This window comes from Brevundimonas sp. Marseille-Q4549 (assembly GCF_976940555.1).
In genome coordinates, this window is record NZ_CDRHXG010000001.1 from 1553374 (window position 1) to 1565196 (window position 11823).

Annotated in this window: 9 protein-coding genes, 2 tRNA genes and 1 rRNA gene; 3 read left to right on the forward strand and 9 right to left on the reverse strand. The window is 64.4% G+C overall.

From position 1 onward, the window contains the following. Positions 1–4: 4 nt before the first annotated feature. From ACWPV3_RS07565 to ACWPV3_RS07605, 9 genes are all read right to left on the reverse strand, one after another. Positions 5–883 (reverse strand): RDD family protein, encoded by an 879-nt coding sequence (locus ACWPV3_RS07565; protein ID WP_453977468.1) that lies wholly within the window; start codon positions 881–883, stop codon positions 5–7. Beyond that, entirely contained in the window at positions 873–1883 is a 1011-nt protein-coding gene (locus ACWPV3_RS07570; protein WP_313454361.1) for a stage II sporulation protein M, read from the reverse strand. The genes ACWPV3_RS07565 and ACWPV3_RS07570 overlap by 11 nt, the downstream gene beginning before the upstream one ends. After that, positions 1880–3196: a DUF58 domain-containing protein gene (locus tag ACWPV3_RS07575; protein WP_453977469.1), complete on the reverse strand. Its 1317-nt coding sequence runs from the start codon at positions 3194–3196 to the stop codon at positions 1880–1882. Before ACWPV3_RS07575 ends, ACWPV3_RS07570 begins: the two co-directional genes overlap by 4 nt. Next, complete coding sequence (locus tag ACWPV3_RS07580) at positions 3193–4149, reverse strand: AAA family ATPase (protein WP_312736191.1); 957 nt, start codon at positions 4147–4149, stop codon at positions 3193–3195. The genes ACWPV3_RS07575 and ACWPV3_RS07580 overlap by 4 nt, the downstream gene beginning before the upstream one ends. Further along, entirely contained in the window at positions 4136–5362 is a 1227-nt protein-coding gene (locus tag ACWPV3_RS07585; RefSeq protein WP_453977470.1) for a DUF4350 domain-containing protein, read from the reverse strand. The genes ACWPV3_RS07580 and ACWPV3_RS07585 overlap by 14 nt, the downstream gene beginning before the upstream one ends. Then, positions 5359–5985: a DUF4129 domain-containing protein gene (locus ACWPV3_RS07590; protein ID WP_453977471.1), complete on the reverse strand. Its 627-nt coding sequence runs from the start codon at positions 5983–5985 to the stop codon at positions 5359–5361. Before ACWPV3_RS07590 ends, ACWPV3_RS07585 begins: the two co-directional genes overlap by 4 nt. 86 nt (positions 5986–6071) lie before the next feature. Beyond that, on the reverse strand, positions 6072–7046 hold the full coding sequence (locus ACWPV3_RS07595; RefSeq protein ID WP_453977472.1) for an NAD-dependent epimerase/dehydratase family protein: 975 nt from the start codon (positions 7044–7046) through the stop codon (positions 6072–6074). Beyond that, positions 7046–8368: a UDP-glucose dehydrogenase family protein gene (locus tag ACWPV3_RS07600; RefSeq protein ID WP_453977473.1), complete on the reverse strand. Its 1323-nt coding sequence runs from the start codon at positions 8366–8368 to the stop codon at positions 7046–7048. Before ACWPV3_RS07600 ends, ACWPV3_RS07595 begins: the two co-directional genes overlap by 1 nt. Before the next feature lie 107 nt (positions 8369–8475). Further along, a complete protein-coding gene (locus ACWPV3_RS07605) occupies positions 8476–9231 on the reverse strand; it encodes an SGNH/GDSL hydrolase family protein (protein WP_453977474.1) in 756 nt (251 codons plus the stop codon). Positions 9232–9961: 730 nt separating this feature from the next. On the opposite strand from ACWPV3_RS07605, the gene ACWPV3_RS07610 reads away from it, so the two are divergent. The 3 genes from ACWPV3_RS07610 to ACWPV3_RS07620 all read left to right on the forward strand — a co-directional run bounded on the left by ACWPV3_RS07610 (position 9962) and on the right by ACWPV3_RS07620 (position 11803). Next, positions 9962–11422 (forward strand): 16S ribosomal RNA (locus tag ACWPV3_RS07610). A 170-nt stretch (positions 11423–11592) separates the two neighbouring features. Next, a tRNA-Ile gene (locus ACWPV3_RS07615) sits at positions 11593–11669 on the forward strand. A 58-nt stretch (positions 11670–11727) separates the two neighbouring features. Continuing rightward, positions 11728–11803 (forward strand) — tRNA-Ala (locus ACWPV3_RS07620). Positions 11804–11823: the final 20 nt, after the last annotated feature.

An 11823-nucleotide genomic window follows, 5' to 3' on the forward strand; every position in this document is an offset into this window, starting at 1 on the left:
GCCATCAGACGTCGTGCTTGTCGCGGCGTCTGACGCCCATCAGCAGCTTCTGCTCCAACCGGCCGCGCAGGGCGGCGTAATAGGCCGTCAGGAAGTCGCGGTCGGTCTCGTAAGGTCCGCGCGTCCAGCCGATCTTGACCATGATCCGTTCGGCGACCGTGCGCTGGCTGGCACGGTCGCCCTGACGCAGGACCGATTCCAGGACGTGGAGCTCCTTGGCGCCATAGGCGTCGACCTGGGGCTGAGTGAAGGCGTAGGTGGTCATCCGGCCCGCGCTCTCGTCGGCCATATCGCGGGTCAGCTTGCGGCGCGGCGTGCGCACGACCCAGGTGCCGCCGACCAGATCCCCGCCCCGCAGGCGGTCGCGATTGAACAGGGGGAAGAAGACGAAGATCGCCGCCCAGACGAAGGTCAGCAGATAGATCCAGCCGTCGACGCCGCCTTCGCTGGCCCGCGTAAACAGCACCGACATGGGCAGGAAGACCTCCAGTTCGCGCATGGCGTTGCGGGCGAAGACCGATTCCGCCTTCAGCCGCCCGCCGTCGCGAGCGGCGACGCGCAGGCCCATGATCCGCTTTCCGGGCGTGGCCGCCGCGGCCGACAGCTCGAACGCCGTGAAATAGAAGTTCCGCAGCAGGAAAAAGATCACCAGCCAGATCACGGCCATCATCTCGGCCCCGGCCGTCCCCGCAGCGCTGACCGCGCCGACGCCGGTGAACAGGACGACCAGGGTGAAGGCGACCAGGACGGCGATGATGATGGCGGCGTCCAGCAGAAAGGCGCCGGCGCGCTGGCCCGCATCGCCGATGTTCAGACGCAGATCGACGCCTTCGGGCGTGACGAAGGCGCGTTCGGTGCGAGGCGCGACGCGGTCAGCGGACACGGACGGTCTCCCGGCGCGGCGCATAGAAATAGGCGCCCCAAAGCACGGCGGTGGCGGCCGCTACGACATAACGCAGGGCCGTGTCGGTGATCAGTTGGCGGCCGAAACCTTCCAGCAGGCCCGCGAACAGCAACATGACCACGACGCCGCCCATGGCCACGCCGGCGGTGCGGCCTGCGTCCATGACCGCGTCCAGCCGGCGTCTCTGGCCTGGAAAGGCGACGGCCCAGCCGATGCGGAAACCCGCCGCGCCGGCCAGGACGACGGCGAACAGTTCGGTCACGCCGTGGATCAGCAGCCAGCCGCCCAGTTCGACCCCCAGGCCCCGACTGGCGAACAGGGTGAAGAAGGCGCCGAGCGTCGCGCCGTTGTAGAGCACCAGCAGCGCCGTCGGCAGGCACAGGGCGAACCCCAGGGCGAAGGCCAGCAGCGCGATCTGGGCGTTGTGGGTGAACAGGAAGGCGGCGAAGACCGACAGGCCGTTGGCGTCGTGGGCGCCGTCCAGCGTCGCGCGCAGGGTTTCTGTGGAGGCGGCGGGATCGCGCCCGCCGCTGAGTTCGCCCGGCACGAAGGCGTAGAACCACTCCGGCTCGGCCGAGACCAGCCAGGCGGCCACCAGCGCGCCCAACAGCATAAGGGCTCCCGAGACCAGGGTTTCGCGCCACAGGCCCCGCACGGCGGCGGGCCAGTCGGTGCGGAAGAAGGCAGCCAACCTGTCCTGCAGCGTCGAGCGAGAGCCGTAGACGAAGAAATAGGCCCTGGCCGAAAGCGTCTCCAGGTAATCGATCAAGCCCTGATCCAGCGAGGTCTCGCGTGCGACCGAAAGCGCCGACAGGGTTGAACGGTAAAGTGTCGGAACCGCCAGGATTTCTTCATCCGTCAGCTTGGACAGAGAGCCCTTCTCGGCCTTGTCCATCAGGCGTTCCAGGCGGCGCCAGTCGTCCTCGCGCGCGCGGCGGAAGCGCTGGCTCTTGAGCAGGCCGGTCTCCAGACGGCTCACAGCAGATCCCTCCGCTTCAGATCCAGATAGGCGTTGACGACGGCCGGGCCGATCTGCGCGGCGGGCGCATCGACGATGTGCGCGCCCATGCGGCGCAGGCGGGCGACGACGGCCTCGCGCTCACGCAGCAGGGCGCCGGCGACGACGGCGCGCGACACGTCTTCGGGCGTTTCTGGCTCGGTGGCGGCCAGACCTTCCAGTTCCTCGTCGCGCAGAACGACGAACAGAACCAGGTGTCGGCGCAACAGGCGACCCAGCGATTCGATCATCAGCTCGGCCACCGTCGAATCGGTGAAATCGGTGAAGACCACGATCAGCGATCGACGCTGGAGTTGGCCCGACAGGGTCGCCATGGCCAGGGTGTAGTTTGTCTCGTGCGACGAATAGTCGATGCGGCCGGCGACCGTCTGCAACGTGCGGAAGGCGTTGATGCCGCTGACCGCGCCGGTCGACAGACGCGGCTGGGAATCGAAGGCGAAGAAGCCGGTCCGGTCGCCCGACCGCAAACAGGCGTAGGCCAAAAGCAGGCCCGCATGGATGAAGCGGTCGATCCGGGGCATGCCGCCCACCGGCTCGCAGGCCGCGCGGCCGCAGTCCAGCGCCAGGATGACATTGTGATTGCGTTCGGTGCGGAACTCCTTGGCCAGCAAGGCGGCGTGGCGGGCGGACTGTTTCCAGTCGATGGCGCGCCTGTCCATGCCGGGCTGGTAGTCGCGCAGGGCCTGGAATTCCGATCCCTCGCCGATTTCCAGCTGAGTCTTGGCGCCGAACAGGGCGTCGCGCGCGAACAGGCGCACGGCCTCGTCCCGCACGCCCTGGAGGTCGGTGAGAACGGGCGTTCCCAAACCCAGGTTGAAGACTTTCTGTTTCCAGACCAGCCCCAGGGGACCCCGCCAGCGCACCCACAGATCATCGACCGTCGCAGCGCCCCGCCGGGTCGGCGTAAAGGGGAAGGTCAGCCGCGCCTCCGACGCCGCAACGCCGGCCTGACGCGGGGCGTCGTCCAGCCCCAGGCGGGCCTCGCCGGACAAGGAACCCTCAACCGCCTGCGGCGCTCGGCCGCCAGAGGCGAAACGCAGCTTCAGTCCGACGAGGCCGAGCCGTCCGACGGCGGGACGGATGGATTCCGGCGTCTCGACGCCCAGTCGCGTGCGCGATCCGGCCGCGAGCGCGTCCAGCGCCGCAAGCGCCAGAACCCCCGCAATCCAGATCGGCCCGGCCAGCCAACCCGCCGGCGTCATGACGCCGACCAGCAGGGCGACGGGAAGGCCCGCCGCCATGACCGTCACCGCGCGTCGGGTGGGATAGATCACCGGGGCGCCGCCACCTGATCCACCAGGCCGGCCAGCACCTGTTCGACCCGGCGGCCCTCGATCTCGGCGGCGGGCGACAGAACCAGACGGTGCCGCAGGGCCGGTACGGCCAGGGTCTTCACGTCATCGGGAATGACGTAGTCCCGCCCGTCCAGGGCCGCGCGGGCCCGCGCGGCCACCGCCAGCATGGCGCCGGCGCGCGGCGAGGCGCCGGTCTCGACATCGGCCGAATCCCGTGTGGCCCGAACCAGGCCGACGATGTAGCCGATCACCTCGTCCGTCAGACGGACGCCCGTTACCGAATCCACGGCGGCGCTGATGGTCGCGGCGTCGGCCGCCGTCGCCACGCCCAGGGCGTCGGGATGCATCTGGCCCACGCGCGAGCCGTGAGCGGCGATGATGGCGCGTTCCTGATCGATGGACGGGTAGTCGATCACATGTTTGAAAAGAAAGCGGTCCAACTGCGCCTCGGGCAGGGGATAGGTGCCCTGCTGCTCGATCGGGTTCTGGGTGGCGACGACGGTGAAGCGGGGGCTGAGAGCGTGAGGGTCGCCGTCGATGGTGATCTGGCGTTCCTGCATCGCTTCCAGGAGGGCGGCCTGCGTCTTGGGCGGGGTTCGGTTGATTTCGTCCGCCAGCAGCAGTTCGCAGAAGATCGGCCCGCGCGTCAGGGTGAAGCTGGACGTCTGGAAGTTGAACAGGTTGGAGCCGATGATGTCGCCGGGCATCAGGTCGGGCGTGAACTGAATCCGCCCGTAGTCCAGGCCGACCGCCTGGGCGAAGCTTTGGGCCAGCAGGGTCTTGGCTGTGCCTGGCGGCCCCTCCAGCAATACGTGGCCGCCGGCGAACAGGGCGGTCAGCAGCAGGTCGACAGCGTCGTCCTGACCGACGACCGCCTTGGCGATCTCGGCGCGGATTCGCGCGGCCAACGCCTTCACCTCATTGACGTCCACGGGTCATCTCCTGATTCCAGCGATAGAGGGCGGCGGCGACCTTGATCAGATCACCGGGCGTTTTGGCCGTCCTGGCCTGTTCGGCCAGGGCGGAATAGGCGTCGTGCGCACCGACAGTACGGCCGACGCGGTCCAGAAAGGCGTTCAGGGCGTCGTCCTCCAGTCCGCGCGGCGCGCCGATCGCGCGCGCAACGGTCGCGCGCATGATCTGGGCGTAGGGAAGGGCCATGTGCGGCTCACGTCGGGCCAGACGGACCAGGCCGGCGGTGTTGTCGGCCAGACCGCGCTTGCCCAGAGCGATGATGCGGCTGCGATCCTTCGGCGCGCCGAATCGCACCGCAGCCTGAAATCCGGCCAGGCCCGCCAGCGCCACGAGCACCAGCGTCAGGCCAAGCAGCGGCGGCTCAAGCATCAGACGCAGCAGATTGCGCGACCGCTGGAACCCGTTCAGCGTCAGATCGAACATGACGGGCGCGCCGTCTGGTCGGACGATCTCGATCAGGTCGCGGGCCGTGCGGGCGCCGGCCAGGGTCTTCAGCCCGCCGTTACTGATCAGATCGGGGTCGGCCAGCACATAGATGCGGCTGTCCTTGTCCATCGCAAGGACCGAGCGTCCCTGATCGTCGAGGACGACGGGAATCCAGTTCGGCCCTTCCAGGGTGCGAAGTTGTGCGGTCTCGACCGGCGCGCCGAAGACCTCGCCGTTGGGGCGACGCAGATCGACGCGCGCCTTGCCGGGACGCGCGGTCAGTTTGCTGGTCTTGCGCAGGGCGTCCGAAAGCGGAGACAGCGCCGCTTCCGACGGAATCAGGCCGACCGTGCGCACCCAGCCTGGATGATCGGAATCGGGCGCCGCATTCCATTTCGGCAGGACGACCAGGGTGGCGCCGTAATGTTCGATGTCCTCGATCTGCTCGGGCTTGGTGTTCACCTGGGGCGTCAGAATCAACAGGCTTTCGTCCGAAGATTCGGTCAGCACCCCCCGGCTGAGCACGATGGGAACGCCGAGGCTGCGCAGAAAAACCGGAAGACCGCCAAACCCGACCGAGGACCGGGACAAGGCGTGCGTTCCCCCGTCGTTGCCGGACTTCAGTTCGGGGGCATAGGCCGACAGCACGCCGATCCCGGCCAGAGATACGACTCCGACCAGGAGGGCGATAAGGATGACGGCTGGCGAAAAGGCGCCGCTCGCCGCCTTGGTCGATCGGCTCATGCGCGCCAGCCTTCGGGAAGGGCGAAGGCCTCATAGGCCTGTCGGCAGGACGCGAAATCGTCGGCCTGGACGGGCGCGCCGCCGAACAGGCTGCGTTCCACCACGCGGCCGATCTGGGCGAAGGCGGGACGCGCCGATTCCGGCACGGCCTTCAGACCCGCGATTTCGCGTGTGGTCAGCGAGGCGCGCAGGGCGCGCGGCTGGCGCTTTTCGATATCCTGCACGCTGCGCAGCAGGAGCAGGTGGGAAGCTTCGGCATAAAGACCCTGTGCGGCCAGGGCGTCGGCTTCGGTCAACAGATCGCGGGCCGCCTGGGCCTCTGGCCGCCATTCGGTTTCACCCGAAGCCTTGGGTTTGACAGCCTTTGGCCGCGGGCGGCGAAGACGCAGGATTTCCCGCCCGATGGCGAACAGGATCAGACCGACCACCAGAACCAGTCCGCCCCAGAACACCCATTTCAGAAGCGGGGCTATGAACTGGATCGCATCGCCGATCCAATGCAGCCAGCCCGGCGCCTTGGGCGGCGTGAATCCCACACGGTCGAATTGAAAACCGGGGTCCTTGAGCAGGCGGTCGTGGGCCTGAACCAGGGCTTCGTCGGTGGCCGAAGCCCTGGTCTGCATCGTGAAAAGCCGTCCCTAGCCTAGACCTCAAGCCTTACCGTGCGGGGAGCCCCAGTCAACCGCAACGGTTGAACGCGTCTTCGGCCTCAGCCGGTCTCGAAGGCGCGCCACCATTCGACGAACCGCTCCAGCCCGGCCTTCAGCGGAAACCGGGGGCGATAGCCGGTCAGGGCGTGCAGTTTGTCGATGTCGGCGTAGGTGGAGGTGACGTCGCCGGGTTGCATCGGCCGCATGATCTTTTCGGCCTTCACCCCCAGCGCAGCCTCCAGGGTGGAGATCATCTCCATCAGGCCGACGGGCTGATTGTCGCCGATGTTGTAGATTTCGTGCGCGCCATGCACTGGCGGATGGTCCAGCACCCCGACGATTCCATCGACGATGTCGTCGATATAGGTGAAGTCGCGTGACATTCGGCCTTCGCCATAGACTTCGATCGGTTCGCCCGCCGCGATCTTCCGGCTGAAGCTGTAGTAGGCCATGTCCGGTCGGCCCCAGGGGCCATAAACGGTGAAGAACCGCAGCCCCGACTGCGGAAAGCCGTAGAGGGCCGCATAGCTCTGGCTCATCAACTCGCACGACCGCTTCGTGGCCGCATAGAGCGAGACGGGCGCAACCGCCGGATCGCTTTCCTTGAAACCGTCGCCGCTGATCGGCCGGTCGCCATAGACAGAACTGGACGAGGCATAGACCAGATGGCGGACACCGCCGTGCCGCGCCGCTTCCAGAAGGGACAGATGGCCCGCCAGATTGGAACGCTCATAGGCGAAGGGGTTCTGGATCGAGTATCGGACGCCCGCCTGCGCCGCCAGGTGCACGATCCGCTCCACGCCATTGTCGACGACCAGGGCCTTCATCGCCGCACTGTCGGCGATATCGGCCCGCACCATGCGGAAGCCGAGGCGTTCTTCCAGGAGCGCCGCCCGCGCCGCCTTCAGGCGTGGATCATAATAGTCGTTGAAATTGTCGACGCCGATCACCGTCTCGCCGCGATCCAGCAGCCGCTCGGCCGTATGCATGCCGATGAAGCCGGCCGCGCCCGTGACGAGAATCGGCGAACCCATCAGCCCCGTCCGATGCCGCTGTAGCGGAAGCCCTTGGCGCGCATGTCCTCGGGACGATAGATGTTGCGCAGGTCGATCATGACCGGCTGCTTCATCAACAGCTTGACCCGGTCCAGATCCAGGGCGCGGAAACGATCCCATTCGGTGACGATGACGACGGCGTCGGCGCCCAGCACGGCTTCATAGGCGTCGGTCTTCATCTCCACGCCGTCCAGCAGCTTGGCCGCCTCGTCCATGCCTTCAGGATCGAAGGCCTGGACACGGGCGCCCGCCGCAATCAGGGCCGGGGCGATGTCCAGCGACGGCGCATCGCGCATGTCGTCGGTATTGGGTTTGAAGGTCAGGCCCAGAAGACCGATGGTCTTGCCGGCCACGTCGGCGCCCAAGGTCTTCTCCACCCGATCGGCCATGGCCTTCTTGCGCGCATCGTTCACCTGGACCGTGGTTTCGATCAGCCGCGTCGGCGCGCCGTGCTGCTGGGCGGTCCGCACCAGGGCGATGGTGTCCTTCGGGAAGCAGGAGCCGCCATAGCCTGGTCCTGCGTGCAGGAATTTGGAGCCGATCCGCTTGTCCAGGCCGATGCCGCGCGCGACCTGCTGCACGTCGGCGCCGACCGCCTCGCACAGGTCCGCCATCTCGTTGATGAAGGTGATCTTCATCGCCAGAAAGGCGTTGGCGGCGTATTTGATCAGTTCGGATGTGCGGCGGTTGACGAAGAGCAGGGGGCTCTCGTTCAGGTTCAGGGGGCGATAGAGTTCGCTCATCACCGTCGAGGCGCGCATCCCGACGTCGCTTTTGACGTCGTTGACGCCGATGACCACGCGGTCGGGCCGTTTGAAGTCGCCGATGGCCGCGCCCTCGCGCAGGAACTCGGGATTGGAGACGACGGCGAAGTCCGCGTTCGGATTGGTCTTGCGGATGATGGCCTCGACCTCGTCGCCGGTGCCGACCGGCACAGTGGATTTGGTGACGACTACGGTGAAGCCGTCGATCAGGCCGGCTATCTCCTCGGCGGCGGCATAAACATAGGAAAGATCGGCATGGCCGTCCCCACGGCGAGAGGGCGTTCCCACGGCGATGAAAACGGCGTCGGCGGTTCGAATCGCCTCCGCGCCGTCCAGGGTGAAGAACAGGCGACCTTCACGCACATTGGTCTCGACCAGATCGTCCAGTCCCGGCTCGTAGATGGGGATCTCGCCCCGCACCAGCCGCTCGATCTTGGACGGATCCTTGTCGATGCAGGTCACGACATGGCCGAAGTCGGCAAAGCATGCCCCGGAGACGAGGCCGACATATCCCGTGCCGATCATTGCGACGCGCATGAAGCAGATATCCTATTCAGAAGCGCCCAAGGCCATACGTAGGAATGCGTCGAGGCGCAACGAAACCGGGAAGTCCGATTGAGCGGGAACGTTTCTCCGCCTAACGCCTAGCGCAGGGCTCCGGACAGGCCTTCGGCGGTGATTTCGGCCCAGCAGGCATAGCCGAAGTCGTTCAGGTGCAGATCGTCCGGACCTACCCCGCCCGTATTTATGCCGCCCCAGCCGCGCATGGCCTCGAAGCGATGCAGCACTGCATAGCCGGATTGGGACGCCCATTGGTCGACCGTCGTCGCAACTGCGCCGAGGGCAGGGTTGCGATCCTTCAGGGTGGCATGGCTCGTGGTCTCGGGTAGGCGTTGGGGATCGATCAACACGACGTCCGTTTGCGCACTATCCAATATAGCGCGCGCCGCCTGAAACTCCGCCAACATGTCCGCGCTGGGTCGGTCTCGCAGCACATCGTTGGTGCCTAGCTGCCAGATGACGAGATCCGGCTGGGCCAGGGCGACGTCCTGTTCCAGCCGTGCGACGGTCTCCCGCATCGTCTCGCCGCCGATCCCGCGATTGATCAGCGTGATGGCGACGCCTGGGAAACGGCGTTGCAGCGCGCCCTGAAGCATAGGCACATAGCCTAGGTTTCGCGCGCTGGCGCCGGCGCCTTCGATGGACGAAGAGCCTGTCGCCAGAATCACGATCCGACCGCTCTTCAGCGCGGCCCGCGTGTGGGCCAGGCCATTGTTCGCCGTAAAATACGTCGGCGAGACCGGGCAGGCGTAGGGGACGCCCTGGGCCGCTGCCGGTGAGGTCATGATCGAACAGGCGGTAAGGGCCAGCGCCGCAACGATAGGCAGTCTGATCTTCATAAGTTCACATTCTCCGCCGCGCCCCAAGACCGGGAAGGGGGCATATTCCGCCGCCCAGCGCCATACTACGGAATCGAGCATGGCGCGTTGAAGGCGCGACGCGCCGTTTCATCGCTCGCGAACCGGTGTCCTTCGAAAAAGTTTCCATGTCCGTCAGAAACGGCTTGCTGGATAGTGGGTGCGCCCGTATAGGGCTGCCTCGCTCGGAGACGGGCTGGCCTTTTGGGCTTTGGGGACTGCGGTTTCCGGGGTTTTGGGGAGAGGGGGAGGGAGAAAAACCTCTTGCTTTTCCGGGTTGGTTTCCTTAGTTTCCGCGCTTCAATCGAATCGCCGGTTTGGTGAAGGGGCAAGCCTCTTGGTTTTCTCCGGCGGTTTTTTGCGGTTTGAAGGGTTCGCTCTTCGGGTTTGCGAAATCTCTGAAAAGAGCGGTTGACAAGAGGTTCGGCGGTCCCTAAATCGCCGCCTCCGCCGACGACGAGGCGCTAAACAAGTCGGGCCGCTGGAGCGGTTCTGGTCTTTGACATTGTTGATTTGGAAAGAGAAACGCAGGCGGCGGTGTCCTTGCGATAGTCCATCGAGGCTATCATACGACACTGACTATCTGCGGTCTTTTTGAAAAGATACCATGCGTCGGTCTTTGGATCGATGACGTGGGAACTCGTCAATAAAATACGTAGAACTAATGCCAAGCCTACTACGGTAGGCTTCAAGCTTAGGTCAGAAGTCAACTCAACCTGAGAGTTTGATCCTGGCTCAGAGCGAACGCTGGCGGCAGGCCTAACACATGCAAGTCGAACGAACTCTTCGGAGTTAGTGGCGGACGGGTGAGTAACACGTGGGAACGTGCCTTTAGGTTCGGAATAACTCAGGGAAACTTGTGCTAATACCGAATGTGCCCTTCGGGGGAAAGATTTATCGCCTTTAGAGCGGCCCGCGTCTGATTAGCTAGTTGGTGGTGTAATGGACCACCAAGGCGACGATCAGTAGCTGGTCTGAGAGGATGATCAGCCACATTGGGACTGAGACACGGCCCAAACTCCTACGGGAGGCAGCAGTGGGGAATCTTGCGCAATGGGCGAAAGCCTGACGCAGCCATGCCGCGTGAATGATGAAGGTCTTAGGATTGTAAAATTCTTTCACCGGGGACGATAATGACGGTACCCGGAGAAGAAGCCCCGGCTAACTTCGTGCCAGCAGCCGCGGTAATACGAAGGGGGCTAGCGTTGCTCGGAATTACTGGGCGTAAAGGGAGCGTAGGCGGACATTTAAGTCAGGGGTGAAATCCCGGGGCTCAACCTCGGAATTGCCTTTGATACTGGGTGTCTTGAGTATGAGAGAGGTGTGTGGAACTCCGAGTGTAGAGGTGAAATTCGTAGATATTCGGAAGAACACCAGTGGCGAAGGCGACACACTGGCTCATTACTGACGCTGAGGCTCGAAAGCGTGGGGAGCAAACAGGATTAGATACCCTGGTAGTCCACGCCGTAAACGATGATTGCTAGTTGTCGGGATGCATGCATTTCGGTGACGCAGCTAACGCATTAAGCAATCCGCCTGGGGAGTACGGTCGCAAGATTAAAACTCAAAGGAATTGACGGGGGCCCGCACAAGCGGTGGAGCATGTGGTTTAATTCGAAGCAACGCGCAGAACCTTACCACCTTTTGACATGCCCGGACCGCCACAGAGATGTGGCTTTCTCTTCGGAGACTGGGACACAGGTGCTGCATGGCTGTCGTCAGCTCGTGTCGTGAGATGTTGGGTTAAGTCCCGCAACGAGCGCAACCCTCGCCATTAGTTGCCATCATTTAGTTGGGAACTCTAATGGGACTGCCGGTGCTAAGCCGGAGGAAGGTGGGGATGACGTCAAGTCCTCATGGCCCTTACAGGGTGGGCTACACACGTGCTACAATGGCGACTACAGAGGGTTAATCCTTAAAAGTCGTCTCAGTTCGGATTGTCCTCTGCAACTCGAGGGCATGAAGTTGGAATCGCTAGTAATCGCGGATCAGCATGCCGCGGTGAATACGTTCCCGGGCCTTGTACACACCGCCCGTCACACCATGGGAGTTGGTTCTACCCGAAGGCGCTGCGCTGACCGCAAGGAGGCAGGCGACCACGGTAGGGTCAGCGACTGGGGTGAAGTCGTAACAAGGTAGCCGTAGGGGAACCTGCGGCTGGATCACCTCCTTTCTAAGGATGCTTCTCCAGTCTCTCACGAGGCTATTGAGGCTCCAAACAAACGGCGGGACGCCGCCGTCTCCGTTTCTCTTTCCACTTTCGTCATCGACGCCTCGACCATACGGGTCGTTGCATTGGTGACGCGATCGCGAGCCTGGAACTCCTGGCTGTCGCGCTGCCCTAGGCCCGTAGCTCAGGTGGTTAGAGCGTACGCCTGATAAGCGTAAGGTCGGCAGTTCGAGTCTGCCCGGGCCTACCAGCCCTCTAGGATCCATCTGGACGGTTCGTCGACAGCTCTCCTGGCTTGACCCTGAGAAGGGGCCATAGCTCAGTTGGTAGAGCGCCTGCTTTGCAAGCAGGATGTCGTCGGTTCGACTCCGTCTGGCTCCACCAGGCCGCTTTGAATGCGGTGG